Source organism: Rhodococcus sp. USK10, assembly GCF_019378875.1.
GTDB classification, from domain to species: domain Bacteria; phylum Actinomycetota; class Actinomycetes; order Mycobacteriales; family Mycobacteriaceae; genus Rhodococcus_F; species Rhodococcus_F pseudokoreensis.
The window spans coordinates 6,225,555-6,252,236 of the sequence record NZ_CP076048.1 but is presented as its reverse complement, the minus strand read 5'-3'; the positions used below and the strand labels follow the sequence as shown (position 1 = coordinate 6,252,236).

The window sequence follows — 26,682 nt, the reverse complement described above, 5'->3', positions numbered from 1 at the left end:
TCACGGGCGGTCGGTGAGCGCGCGCGAGAGCACCGGCCCGATGACGGCGAGGGACTGCGGCTCGATCATGTCGTTGTGCCCGCAGTCCACGGGCTGCTCGTCGATGCGGCCGGTGACGAGCGGCCGCCATTCGCCGGCCGAGTGCGCGCGGGCGGTCCCGTCCCCGTCGCCGGTGGCGTGGAAGACGAGCAGGTCCCCGTCGTAGGCCCGGGGCACGAAGTGGTGCGCGAGCCACCGGGAGTTCTCGTAGCCGGCGGAGATCCGTTCGAGGTCGCGTCCCCGCACACCGGTCTCGGTGCCGAACGACTCGTCGATCAACCGGGCCGCGTGCTCGTATGACATCTCGGCGTCCGGGTCGGCCTGCAGTCCCAGCCCGCGCAAGAGGTCCCGGATGTCCAGCCGGCCGGACGGCGGCTCCTCGCCGCCCACGGGGTAGCTGTCCATGACGGCCAGCGTGCCGACCTCCTCGCCCGCCGCCTGCAGTTCGACGGCCATGGCATGCGCGATGACCCCGCCGAGCGACCAGCCGAGCAGGTCGTACGGGCCGGTGGGCTGGATGGCCCGCATCTCCTCGAGGTAGCGGTGCGCCAGGTCCTCGATCGTCCGGTAGTCGCCCTCCCCGCTGATCGTGGGCAGTTGCAGCCCGTACGCGGGCCGGTCCGGCGGGAGGTACTGCACCAGACCGGCGTACCCCCAGGACAGCCCGATTCCCGGATGCACGCAGAACAGCGGCCTGCCGCTGCCCTGCGCCCGCAGCGGAATCACCACGGCAAGCGCCTCTTCCAGGCCGGCGCTCCGGTGCGGAAGGTCGAGGCGGCCGGCAATCCCCGCCGGGGTCGGGTCGAGGAACATCCATTGCAGCGGAACCCGCCGATCCAGTGCGGCCTGCAGTGCGCTGACGATCCTCGTGGCGAGGAGGGAGTTTCCGCCGAGATCGAAGAAGCTGTCGGCGGTGCCCACCCGGTTCAGCCCGAGCACCGACGCGAAGACGTCCACGACGACGCGCTCGGTCTCCGTGGCCGGCGCCCGGAACGCGGCGCCAGTCGAACCGAACTCGGGGGCAGGCAACGCCTTCCGGTCGAGTTTGCCCACCGGGGTCATGGGTATCCGGTCGAGTACGACCACCGCGGACGGCACCATGTGGGCGGGCAGGCGCTCGGACGCGTAGGTGCGCAGCCCGGCGGGCTCGATGTCCTGGCCGTCCTGAACCCGCACATACGACGCGAGCATGGTGTCGCCGGACGGGCCGGTGTGACCGACGGTGGCGGCGAACGCCACCGCCGGGTGCCTGCCGAGCACGGCGTCGATCTCCCCGAGTTCGATGCGGAAGCCACGGACCTTGACCTGGAAGTCGCTGCGGCCCAGGTACTCCAGGGTGTGGTCATGTCTCCAGCGCACCACGTCGCCGGTCCGGTACATCCGGCACCCCGGCTCCCCGAAGTTGCAGGCCACGAATCGTTCCGAGGTGAGCGCAGGCCGGTTGTGGTACCCGCGCGCCATACCCGGCCCGCCGATGTACAACTCGCCGGGCACCCCGGCAGGCACGGGCTGCAGCCGCTCGTCGAGAACGAGGAAAGCGAATCCCACTGCGGGCGAACCGATGTTCACACCCTCGCCGGGGCGCATCGGGGCGCTGACACTCGCCTGGATGGTGGTCTCCGTGGGTCCGTACCCGCTGTGCAGGCTCCGGCCCGGCGCCCACCGTGCGACCACCTCCGGCGGGCACGCCTCGCCCACCAGGTCGAGGACGCGGAGCGAATCGAGTCCGTCGTTGTCGAGCGCCGCCAGCGCGGTCGGGGTGATGGTCGCGTGGGTCACGCGCTCGCGGCGGAACAGGTCCGCCAACTCGCTACCCCCGAGGACGGCGGGCGGCACGATCACGACCTGCGCCGACGCGCTGAACGCCATCATCAGTTCGAACACGGAGGCGTCGAAACTCGGGGACGCCAGTTGCGACACCCGGGACTCGTGGGTGACCTGGAACCGTTCGTGCGTCTCCGCGGTGAAATCGGCCATCCCCCGGTGGGTGACGGTGACGCCCTTCGGCCGTCCGGTCGACCCCGACGTGTAGATGAGATAGGCCGGGTGGGCGAGGTGCAACGGAGTCGTCCGATCCTCGTCGGTGACCGGTGCGGGGGACACCGCCGCCACCCGCGCGGCGGCCTCCTCGTCGTCGAGGATCAGCCACGGGACGGTGTCCGGCAGGTCGCTGCGGCGGCTTCTCACGGTGAGTCCGAGTGCGGCCCGGCAATCGGTGAGCATGTAGTCGATTCGCTCGCGCGGATAGGTGGGGTCGACGGGCACGAACGCCGCACCGGCCTTGGTGATCGACCAGATCGCGACCACCGATTCGATCGAGCGAGGCATTCCGACGGCCACGAACGTCTCCGGCCCCACCCCACGGCCGCGTAGGATCCGCGCCCACCGGTTGGACCACTCGTCGAGTTCGCGGTAGCTGACCTGCCGGTCCTCGTAGGACAGGGCCACCGAGTCGGGGGCGAATGCGGCGGCCGCGGTCAGCAGGTCGGGCCACAACTGCGCTCGCACGTCCGGCTCGCCGCGGGCCGGCGCCATCGCCCGCAACTCCGCCTCGTCGAGCATCGGGAGGTCGCCGACCGGCCGGTCGGGGTTCGCCGTCACGGCGTCGAGGATCCGCACGAACCGGTCGGCGAACCCGCGGACGGTGCCTGCGTCGAAGAGGTCGGTGGCGAAATCCACGGCGCCGCTCATCCCCGCCGGAGCACCGTCCACGTCGAACTCCTCTGCCAGCAGGAATTCGAGATCCACCTTGACCACGGCGAGCCCGGAGTCGACGGCGCGGACGTCCAGCCCCGGCAGCGTCAGGACGGGCCGCTCGTTGTTCTGGAATTCCAGCGAGACCTGGACGAGCGGCGCATACGCCGTCGACCGGGTGGGCCCGACCGCGTCCACCACGCGCTCGAACGGAACGTCGGCGTGGGCGAACGCCCCGAGGTCGACGTCCCGGCAGTGCGCGGCCAGAGCGGTGAACGACGCGGCCGCGTCCACCCGGGTGCGGAGCGCGAGCGTGCCCACGAACATGCCGACCAGACCGTCGAGCGCGGGGTCGCCGCGGCCGGCGATCGGGGTGCCGACGGCGACGTCCGCGGTGCCACCGAGCCGGCTGAGCAACACGGCCAGGGCTGCGTGCACGGTCATGAACTCGGTGGAGCCAAGGCGTCGCGACAGCTCCCGTACGCGTCGATGCAGGTCGGCATCGACGGAGAAGTGGATGCGCGCGCCGCGGAAGGACTGCTGGGACGGCCGATCCCGGTCGGTGGGCAGTTCCAGGAGATCGGGAGTACCCGCCAGCGCGGTCGTCCAGTAGTCGAGCTGCCTCGACAGCAGCGACTCGGGGTCGTCTTCCGAACCGAGTAGTTCCCGCTGCCACAGCGCGTAGTCGGCGTACTGCACCGGAAGCGGTGCCCAGTCGGGCGCTCCGCCGGATGCGCGGGCGCCGTACGCTGCCATCACGTCGCGCACCAGCGGGCCCATCGAGAACCCGTCCGCCGAGATGTGGTGCACCACCACGGCGAGGACGTGCTCGGTGGCGCTCAGCGAATACAACCCGGCCCGCAGCGGAAGCTCCGCGGTCACATCGAAACCCGCCGAGACGAACCGGGACACCTCGTCCCGCAGGTACTCTTCCGCGACGGGGACGGGGATCAGCGGGGGCACCGCGCCCGCCGCCGGCAGGATCTGCTGAACCGGCCAGTCCCCGCGGACCGGGAACATCGTGCGCAGCGACTCGTGCCGGAAAAGGACGTCGGTGAGGGCCGAGTTCAGAGCTCCCACATCGAGATCCCCGCTCAGTGTCACGACGATCGGGATGTTGTAGGCGGCCGAGGTGGTGTCGAGCTGGTTGACGAACCACATCCGCTGCTGCGCGAACGACAGCGGAATGTCGTCGGGCCGCGTGCGGGCCCCGAGTACCGGGCGGCCGGCCGTCTCCGCCCCGGACTGCTCGATCCGGGCCGCCAGCGCCGCGACCGTGGGCGCCTCGAACAGGTCCCGCACACCACAGTCGGTGCCGAGCAGCGCGCGCAACCGCGCCGTGACCCGGGTGGCGCTCAGGGAGTTGCCGCCGAGGTCGAAGAAATCGGCGTCGGCGCCGACCCGCCCCAGCGCGAGCACGTCCGCGAAGACACCCGCCACCGTTTCCTCGATCGGGCCGGCCGGGACCCGGTAGTGCCCTGCCCCGGACAGCAGGTCGGGTTCCGGCAGCGCCGAGCGGTCCAGCTTACCGACAGCCGTCAGCGGAATGCGCTCCAGCACCGTGATCGAGGTGGGCACCATGTGCGGCGGCAATCGGTCCGCCACGTGCCGGGTGAGTGCGGCGGTGTCGAGGGAGCCGCCCGAAGACGGCACGACGTAGGACACCAGCAGGGTGTCGCCCGCCGGCCCGCGGTGCGCGAGCGTGGCCGCGAATCCGACGTTCGGCTCCGACATGATTGTGGCGTCGATCTCGCCGAGTTCGATGCGGAAACCGCGCACCTTGACCTGGAAATCGGTGCGGCCCACGTATTCGATGCTGTGGTCCGGCGTCCAGCGCACGATGTCGCCGGTGCGATACATCCGCTCGCCGGGCCGGAACGGGTCGGCGACGAACCGTTCCGCGGTCAGCGCCTGGCGGCGGTGGTAGCCGCGGGCCAGACCTGCCCCGGCGAGATACAACTCGCCGGCAACACCCACGGGGACCGGTTGCAGCCGGGTGTCGAGCACCAATTCCGTCACGCCGCGGATCGGACCGCCGATGGTGATCGGCTCCCCCGGGACCATCGGTGCGCCGATGTTGGACATGATCGTGGTCTCGGTCGGTCCGTACGCGTTGTACAGCCTGCGGCCGGGCGCCCAGCGGGCGACGAGTTCGGGTGGGCACGCCTCGCCGCCGAACACCAGGTCCGTGAGGTGCGTCAGCCCTGCTGGATCGAGTGACGCCAGCGCGGCGGTGGTAATGAACGCGTGCGTGACGTTCCGGTCGGCCAGCAGCCGCGCGAGTTCGTCGCCGCCGAACACGGTGGGCGGCGCGATCACCATCGTCGCGCCTGCGCCGAACGCCTGGAGATACTCGAACAGCGACCCGTCGAAGCTCGGGGTGGAGAAGTGCAGGGTCCGGGATTGCGTTGTCGCACCGAAACGTTCGAGTTGGTCGAGGGCGAAGTTGTCCAGACCGCGGTGGGTGACCACCACCCCCTTGGGCAGGCCAGTGGACCCCGACGTGTAGACGGCGTATGCGGCGGTGTCCAGCGTGACCGGTCCGCTCCGGTCGGCGTCGGTCACCGGTGTCGCCGGACGCCCGGCGCATTCGCCCGCGAAACCGGGTTCGTCGAGCAGCAGCCACTGCGCGTCCCCCGGGAGCCGGTCTCGGTTCCCGGTCGTGGTCAGGCCGAGCGTGACTCCGGAATCGACGAGCATGTGGGTGATGCGCTCGTCGGGGTAGTTCGGGTCGATCGGCACGAACGCCGCGCCGGTCTTCGCCACCGCCCACACCGACAGCACCGAATCGAGGGACCGCGGTATCCCGATGGCCACGAACGTCTCCGGGCCCGCCCCGCGTGCGATGAGGGCGCGGGCCAGACGATTCGACTGCTCGTCCAGCGCACCGTACGTCACGTCGACGTCCTCGAAGGTCAGGGCGACCGCGTGTGCGTCGAGCGCGGCACCCTCCGCGAGGATCTGCGGCAGTGTGCGGGTCGATCCGCCCGGACTGCCGAGGACCGGCACCAGTTCGGCGCGCTCCCGGTCCGTCAGCAGCGACAGAGCGGCCAGCGGCCGGTCCGGACGGGTGCAGGCGTCGAGCACCCGGAGCACCCGGCCGGCGACGTCTGCGACGGTGTCCGCGGCGAAGACGTCCGGGAGGTACTCGAATTTCAGGTGCAGCCGCGCGTCGACCGACGCCACCAGGCTGAGCGGGTAGTGGGCGGCGTCCCGCGCGTCCACCCCGGTGACGCGCAGGCCGGCGATGTCGGTGTCGGTGGTGAGCCCGGCGCGGTCGACGGGGTACGACTCGAACACGGTCAATGTGTCGAATCCGACCTCCGGCCCCGCCGCGGCCTGAATCTCGGACAGGCCCAGGTAATGGTGATCCAGCAGCGCCGCCTGCTCGGCCTGCACCCTGTCCAGCAGCGCACCGACGGTCTCGCCGGGGCGCAGCCGGATCCGGACGGGGAGGGTGTTGATGAACAGGCCGACCATCGTCTCGATGCCCGCCAGCTCGGGCGGCCGCCCCGACACGGTGGCACCGAACAGCACGTCGTCGCGGGCGGTCAACGCGCCCAGCACGATCCCCCACGAGACCTGGACGAGAGTGTTGACGGTCAGCCCCCGCGAACGCGCGACGTCCCGCAACCGGGCGGTGCGCTCCTCGTCGAGGTCGAAGACGAACTCGTCGGACATCGTGGACAACCGGCCACCCCGGTCGGAATGCGCCAGCAAGGTCGGACCGTCCACCCCGGCGAGTGCCCGGGCCCACACCTCCCGGGACGCGTCCTGATCGCGGCGGATCATCCACGCCAGGTAGTCGCGGTATCCGCGCACGCGGGGCAGCGGCGACGCGTCCCCGTCGGTGGCGTACAGCGTCAGCAACTCCCGGACCAGCAACGGCATCGACCAGCCGTCGAGCAGGATGTGATGGTTCGTCGACACCAGCCGGTATCGGTTCGGCCCGGTCGCGATCAACATGAACCGGATCAGCGGGGCGCGGGTCATGTCGAACGGGCGGGCCCGATCCTCGGCCAGCAGGCGCGTGATCTCGGATGCCGCGCCGTCCTCGCCGAGATCCGTCAGGTCGACCTGGTGCCAGGGTGCGTGGACCCGTCGCCGGATCACGTGTACGGCGTTGCCCTCGGCGTCCCGGAGGAAGCCGGCGCGCAGGTTGTCGTGCCGGGCCAGCAGCACATCGGCGGCGCGGCGCAATCGACGCGGATCCACGGCGCCGTCGAGCTCGAGGCTCACCTGCACCAGGTAGGCGTCGAGGGAGTCGTCGGCGAGTTCGGCGTGGAAGAGCATGCCGGACTGCAGCGGCGACAACGGCCATACGTCCGTCAGGTCCGGGCAACGGCTTTCGAGTGTCTCGATCGCGTCCTGCCGCAGTGCGACGAGTTCGAGGTCCGACGGCGTGAACCCGGTGCCGCCCGACTCCGCGTGGGCGCCGAGGGCGGCGAGGGCCTGCAGCCACAGCCCCGCGAGTTCCTCGGCCTCCTCGCGGGCGAGGACCTCCGGTGGGTACGTCCACGTGGAACTCAGGAGGGGGCCGTCGTCCGAATCGACAGTCATGGCATTGATGTCGACGACGGCCGCGACAGGAACGGCCGGGTTCTCGCGCAGTCCGGGTTCGCCGATCGGCACCCACCCCTCCGCGGTCTCCGTGGCGGTCCCGCCCATTCTGCCGAGGTAGTTGAAGCTGACCTGGGGCATCGTCAGCGGTGAAAGAGACTGTGCCGTGTCGTCGTTCAGGTACCGGAGTAGCCCGAACCCGATGCCGTGGTCGGGGACGGCGAGGAGTTGTTCCTTCACCGACTTGAGTGCGGCCCCCGCGGACGGACCTGCCGCGAACGCGTCGTCGAGGTCGACCCCGCTGAGATCGAGTCGCACGGGGAAGATCGTGGTGAACCAGCCGATGGTGCGCGCGAGGTCGGCGCCGGGCACCACCTGTTCTTCACGACCGTGGCCTTCGAGCCCGACCAGTGCGCCGGGAAGGTCGATGCCGCGGTGTCGCTGCCATCGCGTCAGCGCCATCGCCAATGCCGTCAGGAGGGCATCGGCCACGCTGCCGTGGAACGCCCGCGGCACGGTCGTCAGCAACGTCTCGGTCAGCGCGGCGGGAACAGATACCGCGAGGTCGGCTGCGGTGGCGGCGGTGTCCGACAAGGTCAGCGGGCGTGACCCCAGCAGCGGGTCGGGTGCGTCCAGCATCGCGCGCCACAGGTCGAGTTCGGCGGCGCGCCGGGGCTCACGCGCGGCGTCGGCGAGGCCGTGCGCCCACCGGCGCATCGACGTTCCCGGCCGCTCCAGGACCGGTGCGCTGCCGGACTGCAGTTGCGCGCACGCCGCGGCGAGGTCGGGGATCAGGATCCGCCAGGACACCCCGTCCATCGTCAGGTGATGCACGACGATCAGCACGCGACCCGGACGTTCGCCTTCGTCGAACCAGACCACCTGCATCAGTACGCCCGACTCCGGGTCGAGCCGATCGAGAGCGCTGTCGAATTCGGCGCCGATCTCGTCCGCCCGGCCCCGGCGCAGCACGGTCGTCGCCCGCACCGACCCTTCGGCCTGCACCTCCATCGACCAGCCCGGTTCGGTTCGGGACGTGCGATACAACCGCGCCCGCAGGACATCGTGCCGGTCCAGCACGGCCTGCAAGGCCTCCGTCAGGGTGTCTTCGGTCATCGTTGTCGGGAGCGTGAACAGCGCGGACTGCGCGTAGCGGCGGAAATCCCCGCCCCTGGCGAGCATCCACCGCACGATCGGCGTCAGCACGATCTCCCCGACCCCACCGCCGGGCAGTTCGTCGAGAACCACCGCCTCGTCGTCCGTGCAGGCTGTCGCTGCCAGCCCGGCAACGGTTTTGCGCTCGAACACGTCCCGCGGCGAGATCAGTACCCCGGCGACCTTGGCACGGGTGACCAGCTGGATCGACATGATCGAATCGCCGCCGAGGGCGAAGAACGAGTCGTCGACACCCACCGAGTCGAGACCCAGGACCTCCGCGAACAGGCCGGCGAGGATGCGTTCGGTCTCGGTGACCGGTCCGCGGCCCGCGGTCACCCGCTGCCCGAAGTCCGGTTCGGGCAGCGCCTTCCGATCGAGTTTGCCGTTCACCGTCAGCGGCATTGCGTCGAGCACCACCACCGCGGCCGGCACCATGTGCGACGCCAATCGCTCCGTGGCGGCGTCGGCAATCACGGCCGGGTCGATTGCGACGCCGGCCTCCGGCACCACGTACCCCACCAACCGGTCGCCGCGCGCCGCCACCGCCGCCTGTGCCACCCCCTCGTTGGCGAGCAGGGCCGACTCCACCTCCCCGAGTTCGATCCGGTAGCCCTTCACCTGCACCTGGAGGTCGTTGCGGCCGAGGTACTCCAGCTGTCCGTGCGCGTTCCACCTGCCCAGATCGCCGGACCGGTACATCCGGTCCCCGGGCACGAACGGGTCGGCGACGAATCGGCCGGACGTGAGGGCGGCCCGGCCGAGGTAGCCGCGCGAGACCTGCGGCCCGGCGACGTACATCTCCCCCACCACTCCCGGCGGCACCGGGTGGAGTCGTCCGTCGAGCACGTACACGTGCAGTCCCGGCACACCCCGGCCGATCACAGACCCGGACGCCTCCTCGACGAGGTCCCGGTCGATCGGCAGGTGGGTGACGTGCACGGTCGTTTCCGTGATGCCGTACATGTTGGCCAGGACCGGCGCGGTGTCGCCCCGGCGGGCGTACCAGCGCCGCAGGTGGCCGAAGTCGAGGGCCTCCCCGCCGAAGATCACGTACCGCAGCGACAGTGCGGGGCCGCCGGCGAGGCGATCCGACTCCGCCAATTGGTAGAAGGCGGTGGGAGTTTGATTGACGACCGTGACATGTTCGTCGCGCAGAAGTTCGAGGAACTTCTCGGGTGAGCGCGCCGTGAAGTAGTCCACCAGAACCAGTCGGCCGCCGTGCGCGAGCGCTCCCCACATCTCCCACACCGAGAAGTCGAATGCGGCGGAATGGAACATGGTCCACACGTCGGCCGGTCCGAACCCGAACAGCGTCTGCGTGTTCGCCATCAGCGTGACGACGTTGCGGTGCGAGACCTGCACGCCTTTCGGCTGCCCGGTGGAACCGGAGGTGTAGATCACGTAGGCCACCGAGTCCAGGTGCAGTGGCGTGCGGCGGTCGTCGTCGGTCACCGGCAGCGGTGACAGCGGCTGTAGTGCAGTCACGGTCGCGGGGTCGTCCACCACGATCACCGGCACCCCGGAGCTTCGGAAGGTCTCGGCGTCCGCGGCGGTGGTGAGCACACAATGCGGCCGGGCGTCGCCGAGCAGGAAGGCCAGTCGCTCGGCGGGAGAGGCCACGTCCACCGGGAGGTACCCGGCGCCCGCCTTCACCACCGCCACCAGCGCCACGACGAGGTCGGTCGACCGCGTCATCCCCACCGCCACCAATGTTTCCGCGCCCGAGCCCCGCGCCACCAGCAGTCGGGCGAGGCGGTTGGCCCGCTCGTCGAGTTCCCGGTACGTCACCGACGAGCCCTCGCACCGCACCGCGACGGCGTCGCCCTCGGACGCCACCGCCCGATCGAACAGATCGACCAGCGACAGCGGTGCGACGTCGGTCCCCGGCCGATACGCGGAGGTGAGCACGAGTTCGCGTTCGGGCTCGTCCAGGATGTCGACGTCCCCGACGGGCGCGGCCGGGTCGGTGGTCACGGCCTCGATCACCCTCGCGAGGCGCTCCGCGAACCTCTCCACCGAGGCACGATCGAAGACGTCCGTCGCGTAGCGGACACCGGCGTCGATCCCGGCGTGCACGCCCTGCTCGTCGACCCGCTCCACCAGGCTCAACTGCAGATCGAATTTCGCCACGTCCAGGTCGACGTCGAGCGACCGGGCGGTCAGCCCGGGCAGTTCCAGGTGTGTGCGGGTGGCGTTCTGGAATTCGAGCAGCACCTGGAACAGCGGTGAGTGCGCGGTGGACCGCTCGGGTGCGAGTTCGTCCACCAGTCGCTCGAACGGCAGGTCTGCGTGCTCGAACGCACCGAGGTCCACCGACCGCACGCCGGTGAGCAACTCGGCGAACGACGATCCGGCGCGCACCGGGGTGCGGAGTACCAGCGTGTTGACGAACATTCCCACGACGTCGTCGAGGGCGGCGTGGCCGCGGCCCGCGATCGGGGTTCCCACCACCACGTCTTCCGATCCCGTCACTCCCGTCAGCAGCACGGCCAAGGCGGCGTGCACCACCATGAACAGCGTCGAATTACTCTGGTGTGCAAGGTCGGCCAGGGTCTTGTGGACGTCGGGTGGGATGTCGAACGGAACGACGGCCCCGACCAGGGACCGCTGCGCGGGCCGTGGCCGGTCGAGGGGCAGCGGCAGCACGTCCGGGATGCCGGACAACGTCCGGGTCCAGTAGTCGAGCAGACCGGAGATCATCGAATCGGGCTGCGTGTCGGTGCCCAGGGCCTCACGCTGCCACAGGCTGTAGTCGGCGTACTGCACGGGCAGCGGCGCCCAGCCGGGCGCCTGCTGTTGCACGCGTGCCGTGTAGGCGAGCATCACGTCGCGTGCCAGGGGCGCCATCGAGAAGCCGTCGGCCGCGATGTGGTGGACGACGAGGGCGAGGACGTGCCGCTCGGGGGTGAGTTGCAACAGCCGCACGCGAAGCGGAAGGTCCTCGGTGACATCGAATCCGACGCCGAAGAACGCGATGAGCGAGTCCCGGAGCGCTTCTTCGGCAACCGGGACCGCCTGGAGGTCCGGGGTGACGAGTGCGGAATCGGCGATCATCTGCCAGGGACCGTCCGCGGAACCGGGGAACACGGTGCGCAGCGATTCGTGTCGCTCCAGGACGTCGCCGAGTGCCGCGCGCAGTGCATCGAGATCGAGAGCCCCGTCCAGTTGCAGCGCGACCGGAATGTTGTAGGCCGGTGAGGCGGTGTCGAACTGGTTGACGAACCACATCCGCTGCTGCGCGAGCGACAGCGGAATTCGCTCGGGTCGTGGCCCCGCAGTGAGCGCCGGAGTGCCGGAACTCGGCATGTCCGAGTCGATCCGGACGGCGAGATCGGCCACCACGGGTGCGTCGAACAGCGCCGCGACACCCAAGTCGGTGTCCAGCGCGCTGTTGATGCGTCCCACCGCACGGGTGGCGCTGAGGGAATCTCCGCCGAGGTCGAGGAAGCTGTCGTCGGCGCCGACGCGGTCGATGTCGAGGACGGCGGCGAAGGCGGACGCGACCGCTTCTTCCGCGGGTGTCGTCGGTGCGCGGTATCCGCGGGTGGTCGTGCCGAAGTCGGGTGTCGGCAACGCCTTCCGGTCGAGTTTGCCGTTCACCGTCACCGGCAACTCCGGCAACACCACCACCACCGACGGCACCATGAACCCCGGCAACACCATCGCCGCCGACTCCCGCACCGCCCGCTCGTCCACCACCATCCCGGCCACCGGCACCACATACCCCGCCAGATACTCCCCCGCCGCCCCGTCCCCACGCAGCACCACCACCGCCTGCGCCACCTCCGGCCGGCGCAGCAACACCGCCTCGACCTCACCCAGCTCGATCCGCTGACCCCGCAGCTTCACCTGAAAATCCGTGCGACCCAGATACTCCAACTCCCCCGACCGCAACCACCGGACCCGATCCCCCGTCCGATACAAGCGCGCACCCAACCCGAACGGGTTCGCCACGAACCGATCCGCCGTCAACTCCGCCCGCCCCGCATACCCCCGCGCCAACTGCACCCCACCGAGATACAACTCCCCGCCACCCCCACCGGCACCGGCCGCAACCGCCCATCGAGCACGAACGTCTGCGTATTCCACACCGGCGCCCCGATCGGCACCACCACCGAATCCGCCCCAGTGACCTCGTGGAACGTCACATCCACCGCAGCCTCCGTCGGACCGTACAGGTTGTGCAGCGCCGCGCCGCTCGTCCCGCGCAGCCGTGCCGCCGTCTGGGCGGGCAGCGCCTCACCGCTGGTGAACACCCGGCGCAATGCACCGCAGCCTTCGACGTTCGCACCCGCCAGGAACACCTCGAGCATCGACGGCACGAAATGCACCGTCGTGACCGACTCCTCGCGGATCACCCGCTCGAGGTACGCGGGGTCGCGATGCCCGTCCGGGGCGGCGATCACCAACCGCGCCCCACACAACAACGGCCAGAACAACTCCCACACCGACACATCGAACGTCACCGGAGTCTTCTGCAACACCACATCATCAGCATCCAGCAGATACCGGTCCTGCATCCACAACAACCGATTCACAATCCCCGCATGCGGAACCGACACCCCCTTCGGACGACCCGTCGACCCCGACGTGAACATCACATACCCCGGATGCTCCGGCCGCAGCCGCGACACCCGCTCCTCATCCCCCACCGGACCCGCAGGCAACCCCGACACATCCAGCCTGTCCACCGCGACCGACCCCGGCAACGCGGCCGCATCCGCGGCAGTGGTCAACACCACCACCGGATCAGCCGTGCCCACGACGTACCCGACCCGCTCCGAAGGCTGATCCGGATCGATCGGCACATACGCCCCACCCGCCACCACCACCGCATACATCCCCACCACCATGTCCACCGACCGCCGCACCGCCACACCCACCGACGACTCCGGACCCACCCCCACACCGATCAACCACCGCGCCAACCGATGCACCCGCGCAGCAAACTCCCCATACGACAACACCACACCCTCGAACACCACCGCCGGCGCATCCGGAGACCGCACCACCTGCGCCTCGAACAACTCCACCAACGTCGAACTCGGCACCACGTGCGACGTCGCATTCCACGACCCGACCACCAACCCCCGCTCACCCGCCCCCAGAACCTCCACATCACCGACCACAGTGTCCGGATCATCGGCGATCGTCGCGAGGATCCGGACCAGGCGGTCGGCGAACGTGGTGACAGTGGCCCGGTCGAGGATTCCCGGCTGGTAGCGCAGACTCAGCCGCAGTCGCGGTTCGACGATCGTGAGCAGCGTGACCGGGTAGTGCGTCGCGTCTCGGGCATCGAGACCGGTTACCCGCACGCCACCGATGTCGGTGCTCTCGTCCAGTCCGGACGTGTCGATCGGGTACGACTCGAACACCGACAGCGTGTCGAACAGGCTGCCCAGACCCACCAGCGACTGAATGTCGCCGAGGCCGACCTGATGGTGGTCGAGCAGGGCCGTCTGCTCGTCCTGCAGGCGGGCGAGCAGTACCGCGATGCTCTCGTCCGGGTCCAGCCGCACGCGCACCGGGACCGTGTTGATGAACAGTCCCAGCATGTTCTCGACACCGGACAGTTGCGGCGGACGTCCGGACACGGTGGCCCCGAACACCACGTCGTCACGGGAGACCAACCGGGACAACAGCACACCCCACGCGGCCTGGATCACCGTGTTCATCGTGACACGCGCGCGTTCGGCCGTCGTCGCGAGCCCGTCGAGAATCCCGGAGGGCAGGTCGACGTCGAGTTCGTGGGGCACACCGTAGAGCGCCGCGGACGCGTGCGGCGCGACCAGCGTCGGCTCCTCGAGACCGTCGAGTGCTCGTTCCCAGGCCAGGGCCGAAAGGTTCGCGTCCCGGTTCGCGACCCATTCCAGGTACGTGCGGTACGAGGGCGGCTGAGACAATCCGGCCGGGTCGCCGCCCGATGCGTAGCGGACCAGCAGTTCCCGTACCAGCAGCGGCATCGACCAGCCGTCGAGGACGATGTGGTGGTTCGTGATCGACAGGACGAAACTGCTTGGAGCGGTGTGGAACAGCGTCAGGCGGAGCAGAGGTGGCCGGGCGAGATCGAATCGGGCACTGCGGTCCTCGTCGAGCAGTCGCGCAAGTTCCGACTCGGTTCCGGCGATGGTGAGATCGACCTCCCTCCACGGCACCTCCACCGCGTCGAGAACGATCTGCGCGGGTACCCCGTCGTCGTAGACGAACGCGGTGCGCAAATTCGCGTGGCGAGCCAGTAGTCCTGCGGCGGCCGCCCGCAGGCGCACCGTGTCGACCTCGCCCTCGAAATCGATCCGCAGTTGGGCCGTGTAGACGTCCATCGACTCCGCGGCCAGCGCGGCATGGAACAGCAACCCCGACTGCAGCGGCGACAGCGACCACACGTCCTGCAGTGCCGGGAACCGCCCCTCCCAGCGGTCGATCTGCTGCTGGTTCGCAGGCACCAGCGGAAGATCGGACGGTGTCAGCCCGCCCGCGTCCGGTTGTGCCGTGTGCGCGGCGAGTCCCTCCAGTGCACGGCGCCACAGTTCCGCGAACGCCGCGACCTCGGTCTCGGGGAGGACACCGGTCGGGAACGCGAACGACGCCCGTAGCCGGGGCCCGTCGGGGGTGTCGGAGACGAAGGCGTTGATGTCGATCACGGACGCGACGGGCATGTCGGGGTTCCTGGTGCCGCCGAGTGTGCTCTCCACCGGCAGCCAGTCGTCGCCTCCGCCGGAGAGGGTCACCCGCCCGAGATAGTTGAAACTGACCTGAGGAGAGCGGAATCCGCGGAGCGCCCTCGACGTCTCGTCGTCCAGGTAGCGCAGCAGTCCGAAGCCGATGCCGTGATCCGGGATCGCGAGCAACTGTTCCTTGACGGCCTTGATCGCCTGCCCTGCCGCGGTGCCGCCTGCCAGGGCGTCGTCGACATCGAGTCCGGTGAGGTCCAATCGCGCCGGATACACGGTGGTGAACCATCCGACGGTGCGGGAGAGGTCCGCGCCCGGGACGATCTGCTCCTCGCGGCCGTGGCCTTCGAGGGTGAGCAGCGCGTCCGAGACGGCGGCGCCGCGTTCCCGTCGCCAGGCGATCAGCGCCAGGGCAACCGCGGTGAGCAGGCCGTCGCCCACCGTCCCGTGGAATGCGTCGGGCAACGTGGTGAGCAGGGCGTCGGTCACCGCCGGCGGCACATCGACCGTGACGGTGCCGACGGTCGCGTCCACGTCGATCGCGGGATCCAGGGGACGCGAACCGATCAGCGGATCGGGGCCGTCGAGGATCCTCTTCCACGACGCGAGTTCGCCCGTCCGGGTTCGAGCGGCCTCGGTCAGGCCGTGCGACCACCGCCGCATCGACGTTCCGACTGCCGGCAGCGCAGGTGTGAGTCCGGCCTGGAGTCGGCCCGCCGCCGAAACGAGGTCCGCGACGAGAATCCGCCAGGACACACCGTCGACCACGAGGTGGTGCACCACGACGAGCAGTCGCCCGACGTCGTCCGGGACGTCGAACCAGACCACCCGCACCATGCGGGCCGCGGCCGGGTCCAGGTGGTCGGCCGCGGCCTCGAGTTCGGCGCCGGCGAGTGCGGTGAAGTCTTCGCCCTGCAGCGCGTCGACGGGCACCCGGCGGATGTCCGCCGGTGCCGAACCCGCATGCAGCACGTCCATGCCGTCCGCGGACACCCGTGCCCGGAGCATGTCGTGCCGGTCCAGTACCGCCTCGACGGCGCCGACGAGCACCTCGTGAGTGAGACCGGCGGGGGTCGCCAGCAGTAGCGCCTGCGAGAACCTGTCGAGCCGTCCGCCGCTGCGCTCGAACATCCAGCGCGCGACCGGTGTCAGCGGCAGGGGGCCGACGCCGGCACCCGGCAACTCGCCGAGAGCGGTGCCGTCGTGGTCGAATCGCGCGGCCGCGGCGAGTCCGGCGACGGTTCGGTGGTCGAATACGTCGCGGGGAGAGAGGATCACACCGGCGGCGCGTGCGCGGGCCACCAACTGGATCGACAGGATGCTGTCGCCGCCGAGGGAGAAGAACGAATCGTCCGCGCCGACCGAATCCAGTCCGAGCACGTCCTCGAACAGTCCGGCGAGAAGTTCCTCGGTCTCGGTCTGCGGCGGCCGGCTTCCGGACCCGGTGAAGTCGGGTGCCGGAAGGGCTGTGCGGTCGATCTTTCCGTGAACGGTCAGGGGAATCGAGTCGAGTACCATCAGCGCGGCCGGAACCATGTACGACGCCAACTGGCCGGCGACGAAGTCGAGGACTGCCCGCGAATCGATCGCCGCACCGGATTCGGGCACCACGTACCCGATCAGCCGGTCGCCGCCGCCGTCGGCGTTCCACACGCTCGCCGCCGCGTGCGCCACGGAGTCGTGGGTGAGCAGCGCCGACTCGACCTCCCCGAGTTCGATCCGGAAGCCCCGGATCTTCACCTGGGAATCGGTGCGCCCGAGGTACTCCAACTGACCGTCGGCCAGCCAGCGCGCCCGGTCCCCGGTCCGGTACATCCGGCTGCCCGGTGGACCGAACGGATCGGCGACGAAGCGTTCGGCGGTGAGCGGGTACCGCCGGCGGTAGCCGCGTGCAAGGGCCGGACCTGCGAGGTACAACTCCCCGGCGACACCGGCAGGCACCGGGTGCAGTCGCGAGTCGAGCACGGTCTCGGCGAAGCCGAGGGTGGGTGTGCCGATGGTGACCGGATCGCCCGGCACCAGTTGGTCGCTGATACTCGACACGACCGTTGCCTCGGTCGGCCCGTACGCGTTGAACATGCGCCTGCCCGGCGCCCACCGGGCGACCAGTTCGGGCGGACACGCTTCCCCGCCGGTCACGACGCACTCGAGCGCCGTGAGTCCGGCGGGGTCGACCGACGCGAGTGCCGCCGGAGTGACGAAGCAGTGCGTGACCCGCTCGGTTTCGAGCAACTGCGCCAATTCGGCGCCGCCGTAGACGGACGGTGGTGCGATCACCATCGTCGCTGCGGCGCCGATCGCCAGCAGCAGTTCGAGGACGGACGCATCGAAACTCGGTGATGCGAAGTGCAGGGTCCGGGATTCGGGCGTCGTGCCGAACGTCTCCCTCTCCTGTGCCGCGAAGGCAGCGAGACCACGGTGGGTGGTGATCACTCCCTTGGGTGTGCCCGTCGACCCCGACGTGTAGATGAGGTACGCCGGATTGTCGGCCCGGATGGGCGCGATCCGCTCGTCGTCGGTGATCGCCGACGCCGGATGGTGCGACAGATCGTCCTCGATGCCGGGGGCGTCCAGCACCAGCCAGGGCACGACGTCGGGCAGTGCGCCACGTTGCGCGGATCCGGTCAGCCCGCATACGGCGCCGGAGTCGGTGAGCATGTATTCGATCCGCGCCGGTGGGTGGTTCGGGTCCACGGGGAGGAACGCAGCCCCCGATTTCGCGATCGCCCAGACGGCCACTATGGATTCCACGGACCGCGGCACACACAGTGCGACCACCGACTCTGGCCCGACACCGCGCTCTATCAGCATGCGGGCCAACCGGTTCGATCGCCTGTCGAGGTCTGCGTAGCGCACGGCACTGCCGGCGAAGACCAGGGCCGTGGCCTCCGGATCGTGCACGACCGCGTCGGCCATCAGGTCCGGCAGCGTCCGCGGCGCGACGGCGGCACCACCCGGCACCGGGGAGAGCAGGGCACGCTCCAAAGATCCGAGGATATCGATGTCGCCGACCCGGGCGCCGGGGTCGGCGGTGACCGCCGCGAGGATGCGCACGAGTCGTTCCGCGAACCCGATCGCCGTGTCCTCGTCGAAGAGGTCGGTGGCGTAGCCGAGACCCGCGACGATGCCTGCCGGGTTGCCGTGTTCGTCGAACTGCTCGGCCAGGGTCCATTGCAGATCGAAGTTGGCGGTGTCGATCTCGTAGTCGATGTTCCGGACCTGCAGGTCCGGCAGTTCCAGTGTGGGGCGCTCGATGTCCTGGAACTCGAGCATCACCTGGAACAGCGGCGCGTACGCCGTCACCCGGGACGGGCTCAGGACCTCCACCACCCGTTCGAACGGAACCTCCGCGTGTGTGAAGGCACCCAGATCGGTTTCCCGGACACGACCGAGGAACTCGGCGAAGGTGTCGTCGCCGTCGACGTGGGTGCGCAGGACGAGGGTGTTGACGAACATGCCGACCACGTCGTCGAGTTCGCGTTCGCCGCGACCGGCGATCGGCGTCCCGACGGCAATGTCGTCCGCGCCGCTCACGCGTGCGAGCACGACCGCCAGCGCGGCATGCAACGTCATGAACACCGTGGTGGTGTGTTCCCGCGCCAGCCTCATGACGCCGGCATGAATGTCCGGGTCGATCACGAACTCGACGTGACCGCCGCGAAGGGACCGGACGGCGGGCCGGGGACGGTCGGTGGGCAGCTCCAGCAGTTCGGGCAGGTCCGACAGCGTGGTGGTCCAGTAGGCGAGCTGCCGCGAGATGGGCGACTTCTCATCGGATTCCGATCCCAGCCACTCCCGCTGCCACAGCGCGTAGTCGGCGTACTGCACGTCCAGGGGCGCCCAGTCCGGGGCGGACCCAATCGCCCGGGACGCATACGCGGCCATGACGTCCCGGGCCAGCGGTGCCATCGAGAAGCCGTCGGCGGCGATGTGATGCACCACCACCGCGAGCACGTGCACGTTCTCGTCGAGCCGGAACAGTCGCGCGCGCAACGGCAATTCCGTGGTCACGTCGAATCCTGCGGACAGCAGTGTCAGCGATTGTTCGCGGAGTTCGGCTTCACCGGGCACACTGACCGGAGCGAGATCGGGCACTGCACTCGCCGCGGGCAGGATCACCTGGCGGGGGCCGTCGTCGGCGAGGGGGAAGAGGGTGCGCACGGCCTCGTGCCGTTCGATGACGTCCGCGACCGCCGACTGAAGCGCGTGCACGTCGAGCCGGCCGTCGAGCCTCAGTGCGAAGGCGACGTTGTAGGCGGAGGAGGACGTGTCGAACTGGTTGATGAACCACATCCGCTGCTGGGCCGGCGACACGGGGACTTCCGCGGTGCCTTCCCTCGGTTTCAGCGGGGGGCGGGCCTCGAGCCCGTCCTGCGACTCGGCCAGCAGTGCCAGACCCGCGACGGTGGGGGCGTCGAACACGTCGCGTAGTCCAATTCGGTCTCCGACGACCGCATTGATCCGGGCCACCAACCGGGTGGCGATCAGCGAGTTCCCACCGAGGTCGAAGAAGTTGTCGTGCGCGCCCACCCTGTCGAGTCCGAGCAGGTCGGCGCAGACGGCGGCCACGATCTCCTCGATGGGAGTACGAGGCGCCACGAAACCTTCGGCCATGCTGCCGAAGTCGGTTTTCGGCAACGCCTTCCGGTCGAGTTTGCCGTTCACCGTCACCGGCAACTCCGGCAACACCACCACCACCGACGGCACCATGAACCCCGGCAACACCATCGCCGCCGACTCCCGCACCACCCGCTCGTCCACCACCATCCCGGCCACCGGCACCACATACCCCGCCAGATACTCCCCCGCCGCCCCGTCCCCACGCAGCACCACCACCGCCTGCGCCACCTCCGGACGGCGCAGCAACACCGCCTCGACCTCCCCGAGTTCGATCCGCTGACCCCGCAGCTTCACCTGAAAATCCGTACGACCCAGATACTCCAACTCCCCCGAGGACAACCACCGAACCCGATCCCCCGTCCGATACAAGCGCGCACCCAACCCGAACGGGTTCGCCACGAACCGGTCCGCCGTCAACTCCGCCCGCCCCGCATACCCCCGCGCCAACTGCACCCCACCGAGATACAACTCCCCCGCCACCCCCACCGGCACCGGCCGCAACCGTTCGTCGAGGACGAACGTCTGCGTATTCCACACCGGCGCCCCGATCGGCACCACCACCGAATCCGCCCCGGTGACCTCGTGGAAGGTCACATCCACCGCAGCCTCGGTCGGGCCGTACAAATTGTGGATGCGGGACTCGGGGAGCAGTGCCCGCATCCTCGACACCGTCTGCGCGGGCAACGCCTCACCCGAGGCGAACACCTGCCGCAGGCTCGTGCAGCGCGCCGCGGCCGGCTCGGCGGTGAACACGGCGAGCATGGAGGGAACGAAATGCACTGTGGTCACACCGTGTTCAACGATCAGGCCGGAAAGATATGCGGGGTCGCGATGCCCGTCCGGGGCGGCGATCACCAACCGCGCCCCACACAACAACGGCCAGAACAACTCCCACACCGACACATCGAACGTCACCGGAGTCTTCTGCAACACCACATCATCAGCATCCAGCAGATACCGATCCTGCATCCACAACAACCGATTCACAATCCCCGCATGCGGAACCGACACCCCCTTCGGACGACCCGTCGACCCCGACGTGAACATCACATACCCCGGATGCTCCGGCCGCAGCCGCGACACCCGCTCCTCATCCCCCACCGGACCCGCAGGCAACCCCGACACATCCAGCCTGTCCACCGCGACCGACCCCGGCAACGCGGCCGCATCCGCGGCAGTGGTCAACACCACCACCGGATCAGCCGTGCCCACGACGTACCCGACCCGCTCCGAAGGCTGATCCGGATCGATCGGCACATACGCCCCACCCGCCACCACCACCGCATACATCCCCACCACCATGTCCACCGACCGCCGCACCGCCACACCCACCGACGACTCCGGACCCACCCCCACACCGATCAACCACCGCGCCAACCGATGCACCCGCGCAGCAAACTCCCCATACGACAACACCACACCCTCGAACACCACCGCCGGCGCATCCGGAGACCGCACCACCTGCGCCTCGAACAACTCCACCAACGTCGAACTCGGCACCACGTGCGACGTCGCATTCCACGACCCGACCACCAACCCCCGCTCACCCGCCCCCAGAACCTCCACATCCCCCACCGCGGTGTCCGCACCCCGCGCGAACGCCCCCAGGATCCGAACGAACCGCTCCCCGAACCTGACCACCGTCGCCCGGTCGAACACGTCGGACGCGAATGTGAACGATGCGGCGATACCGGCTCCGGTCCCCGTCGCGTCGTACTGCTCGGTGAGCGTCAACTGCAGGTCGAACTTGGAGACACCGGGGTCGACGTCGACGGTTTCCACCGTCAGTCCCGGCAGGTCCACGTGGACCGGGGCGGTGTTCTGGAACTCCAGCAAGATCTGGAACAGCGGTGAGTACGCGGTCGAACGGTTCGGCGCGACGGCGTCCACCACGCTCTCGAAGGGCACGTCCGCGTGTCCGAACGCCGCCAGATCCGACTCCCGCACCCGGGACAGCACGTCGGCGAACGTCGCGGCGGGGTCGACGGCGGTCCGCAGGACCAGGGTGTTGACGAGCATCCCCACGACGTCGTCGAGTGCTTCCTCGCCGCGACCGGCGATCGGCGTCCCCATCGCGACGTCTCCGGTCCCGCTCAGCCGCGCGATCAGCACCGCGAGCGCCGCGTGCATCACCATGAACATCGTGGAATCGTGTTGCCGCGCAATGGCGAGAAGCGTCCGATGGTCCTCTGCGGGCACCGTGAATCGGACGGTTCCGCCGCGGAGCGCCCTGTCGGTGGGCCTCGGTCGGTCCAGGGGAAGGTCGATCGCGTCGGGGAGGCCGGACAGCGTCTGCTTCCAGTACTCCACTTGCGCCGACATCACGCTGCCGGGATTCTCTTCGCGACCGAGGGCGGCCCTCTGCCAGAGGCTGTAGTCGGCGTACTGCACGGGCAGCGGCCGCCAGTCCGGCGACTGTTGCTGCACCCGCGCCGAGTACGCGACCATCAGGTCGCGGGCAAGCGGTGCCAGCGACGCCCCGTCCGCCGAGATGTGGTGCACCACCAGCATGAGAACGTGGTCGCCCCGGCCGGTCCGGAACAGGGCGCCGCGGACGGGCACCTCGGTGCTCACGTCGAAGCCCCGCCCGGCCAACTCGGCCATTCGCGCACGCAACGCCGCCTCGTCCTCGACGGTTTTCGGGTCCAGGTCCGGAATCATCCCGCCCAGTGGCTGGATCACCTGATGCGGTCCGTCCACGGACGCCGGATACACGGTGCGCAGCGATTCGTGTCGGTCGAGGATGTCCCCGACCGACGCTCGGAGTGCCGCCACGTCGAGGGTTCCGTTCAGGCGCAACGCCATCGGGATGTTGTAGGCGGGCGAGGAGGTGTCGTACTGATTGACGAACCACAGGCGCTGCTGGGCAAGCGAGAGCGGGATCCGGTCGGGACGCTGCTGCGCGACGAGGTCCGGGCGGCCCGAGGGCCTCGCGTGCGCACTCCCGATGCGTTCGGCCAACGCCTCCACGGTCGGCGCCTCGAACAGGGTCCGCACCACGAGTTCGACGCCGAGTGCGGCATTCACCCGTGCGACGACCCTCGTCGCGACGAGCGAGTTCCCGCCGAGGTCGAAGAAGCTGTCGTCGAGACCGATTCGCTCCACGCCGAGGACGTCCGCGAACACCCGGGCGACGGCCTTCTCCTCCGCGGTGGCGGGGGCGCGGAATTCGGCGGTCGTGGACAGGAATTCCGGCGCGGGGAGGGCGGCTCGATCGAGTTTCCCCACCGGTGTCAGCGGCAACTCGTCCAGTATCACGATCGCCGCAGGCACCATGTACGTCGGCAGTTGCCGTGCGGTGTGGTCCGTCAACTCGGTCACGGTGACGTGCTGCCCGGCGGCGGGCAGCACGTACGACACGAGCACCGGGTCGCCGGACGGCGCCGTGTGCTGCATCGTCACGGCGGTCCGCACCCGCGGATGGGTGTGGAGGACCGTGTCGATCTCGCCGAGTTCGATGCGGAATCCGCGCACCTTCACCTGGAAATCACTGCGGCCCAGATACTCCAGTGTGCGGTCGGGTCGCCACCGCACGACGTCCCCGGTGCGGTACATCCTCTCGCCGGGGCCGCCGAACGGGTCGGCCACGAACCGTTCCGCCGTGAGCGCCGACCTGCCGTGGTATCCGCGGGCGAGGCCGTCGCCGGCGATGTACAACTCCCCGGCCACGCCGGCGGGCACCGGCATCAGCCGTTCGTCGAGGACGACCTCGCGGAAACCGCGGAGCGGGCCGCCCAGCGTGACGGCGCCGTCCGGGGACAGCGGTGCGCTGATGTTCGACATGACGGTGGCCTCGGTGGGCCCGTACGCATTGGACAGCCGGCGGCCGGGCGCCCACCGCTGCACCAGTTCCGGCGGACACGCCTCGCCGCCGAACACCACATCCCGTAAGTCGGAGAGTCCGTCCGGCTCGATGGTGCCGAGCGCCGCGGTGGTGACGAATCCGTGCGTGACCGTCTCCGACTGCAGGAACCGGGACAGTTCCTCCCCGCCGTAGATTGTCGGCGGGGCGATCACCATGGTCGCCGCGGCGGCGAACACGTGCAGGTACTCGGAGACGGACGCGTCGAAACTCGGCGTGGAGAAGTGCAGAATCCGGGAGGTCTGCGTCGCACCAGATCGGGTGCGTTGCTCGGCCGCGAAGTTGTCCAGACCGCTGTGGGTGACCACGACCCCCTTGGGCCTGCCCGTCGAACCGGACGTGTAGATCACGTAGGCCGGATTCTCCGGGCGGAGCGGTCGCACCCGGTCGGCGTCGGTGACGGCGGACAAAGGTCGACTCGCACAGTGCAACCGGAACTCGTCTTCGTCGAGCACCAGCCAGGGCACCGATCCGGGGATCCGGGACCGCACGGCCGACACCGTCACACAAAGTGCGGCACCCGAGTCGTCGAGCATGTGCTCGATCCGCTCGGCCGGGTAGTTCGGGTCGGCGGGCAGGAACGCTGCACCCGACTTCGCGACCGCCAGCATCGACAGCACCGACTCGATCGATCGGGTCATGCCCAGTGCCACGACGTTCTCCGGCCCGATGCCGTGCTCGATCAGGACGCGGGCCAGTTGGTTGGAGCGCTCGTCCAATTCCCGGTACGTCACGTCGATTCCGAGATACGAGAGCGCGATACCGGTGGAGTTGACTTCCGCTGCCGCCGAGAACAATTCGGGTAGCGTGCGCCCCGGTTGCCCTGTGACACCGGGTACCGGCACGAGGGTGGCGCGTTCGGTGTCGGACAGGATGTCGATGTCGCCGACTACGCAATCGGGGTCGCCGGTGACCGCCTCCAGGATTCGGCGGAATCGTTCGCCGAGTCGACGAACCGAGCCGGGGTCGAACAGGTCGGTGGCGAACCCGAGGGTCACGGTGATGCCGGTCGGGATGCCGTCGGCGTCGACGGTCTCCGCCGCGGTGACGCGGAGGTCGAATCGTTCGATCCCGGGGGTTCCGGCCGCGTCGCCGCACTCGAACAGCACTTGGACGATCGGCGAGTAGGCGGGCGAATCACGGACCGCGAGCGCCCCGACCACCCGCTCGAACGGGACGTCACGGTGCTCGAACGCCTCCCGGTCGACGTCGCGAACGTGACGGAGATGCTGGGTGAAGGTCGCGTCCGGTTCGGCGCGGGTCCGGAGCACGACCAGGTTCTGCCCACGGTCCACTGTGGCCGGCGTCCCGACCGCGACCTCCGGGGCGCCGGAGAGCCTGCTCAGCAGCACGGCCGCGGCCGCGTGCAGAACGCTGAACGTGGTGGTGTCGTGTTCGTCTGCCAGCGCCCGCAGTCCGCGGTGAGTCCCGGCCCCGACCGGGACGTCGACGCGGTCGGCGTTCCCGGACTGCGCGGGCGGCCGGGCCCGATCGGATGGCAGGTGCAGCACCTCGGGCATCCCCGACAGCCGATCGGTCCAGTACGCGAGGTGGTGCGCCTCGCGGCGTCGCCGCTCACCTTCGCGGGCGGTCGCCTCGTGAACGGTCGCGAGCCGGGCCTGCGGATCCGCCGAGACGAATTCTTCCAGGAGTTCGACGAAGTGCCGGTGGTGCCGTCGCAGCGCCGCATCCTCATACCGGTTCGGGTTGGCCCGGAAATCGACGAAGATCTCCGCCGGCGTCCCACTCGGATACACGTTGACGAGGAGGTCTTCCACCGGGCCCGAGGTGACGATGTGGTATTCGCCGACCAGGGGGCCGAGCACCACGTCCTGGTGGAACAGCATGACGTTGACCATGGGTCCGTGCAGTTCCGCCACACCGCCGGCGCCGGCGTCGCGGCGGATGTCCTCGACGCTGCACCGCTGATGCCGCAACGCGCCCATCAGCTCTCGCCTGACCTGCGACACGAGGTCCGCGACCGTTGTATCCTCGTCGACGGTGATCGGCAACGGTGCGACGCTGACCGTCATCCCGCCGGAATTGCGCAGCAGCGACGTGGTCCGCCCGGACATCGGAACATTGACGAGGACTTCGGTTTTCGCCGTGGCCCGCGACAGGTAGCAGGCGAACGCGGCGATGATCGTGACGGCCGCCGCGGCGGTCGCCTGGCTGTCGGAACTCTGGATGCCGGACGCGGCCGCCTCGGACAGCAGCGCACTCTCGACCTTGCTCCTGGCGAGTGCGGGTGCGGGCGCGTCGGCCAGCGTCGACCCGCCGATTCCCTCGACGCGCGTGGCCCAGTACTCCCGATCGGCCACGAAGCGATCGGACGCCCGGTAGAGGGCGTCGACGTCGTACAGTGCGCGCAGCGTCGCGGCCCGGCTCGGATCCGGTTCGCGACCCGCGACCGCGGCCGAATACCGGTGCGCGATGCGGTTGATCAGCGTCATGGCACCGTAGCCGTCGAGCGCGACGTGGTGAATGCGGCTGTACCACAGGTAATGCGCCTCGCCCACGCACAGGATCGACGTCTCGAACAGCCGATCGGCTTCGAGGTCGAGTGGGGCCTGGTAGTCCCGGTCCATCCATTCGTGCGCAGCGGCGACCGGGTCGTCGTCGCCGCGAAAGTCGACGAACGCGATGGACGTGTCGGTGGTGGGGTCCACGTACTGCATCGGCCCGCCGTCGACCTCGACGACCTTGAGGAACGGCGACTGGAACTCGCGGGCCACCACGATGGTCTCGCGTCGCAGCAGGTCGATGTCGAGGTCGCCGTGCAACTCCACGTAGTGCGCTACCGAGATCGGCACCGCGGGGTCGAGTTGCTGCGCGAACCAGGTGGCACGCTGCGCCGCAGACAGCGGGAACGAGGCCGCCTCCGAATCGTCTGCAGCCGGCTTTCGCATGTCTGGGGACTTCACGGTGGTTCCTCCCCGTAGGGTATCCCCGACCGTCGACGTCGTGAGCGCGTCCGGATCCTGACTCGCGAATGCGGGAGGCGGTGACTTCTCCCCGCCCCCCAGATCGATCGTTCGCCGTCCACAGGGCGCACAGACCCCATCGTCGCACAGCGGC

At 69.6% G+C, this 26,682-nt stretch carries 1 pseudogene; it reads right to left on the bottom strand.

What is annotated here, in order from left to right:
* Positions 1 to 26,513, bottom strand: a pseudogene (locus I1A62_RS35730) (non-ribosomal peptide synthase/polyketide synthase).
* Between the last annotated feature and the right edge of the window lie 169 nt (positions 26,514 to 26,682).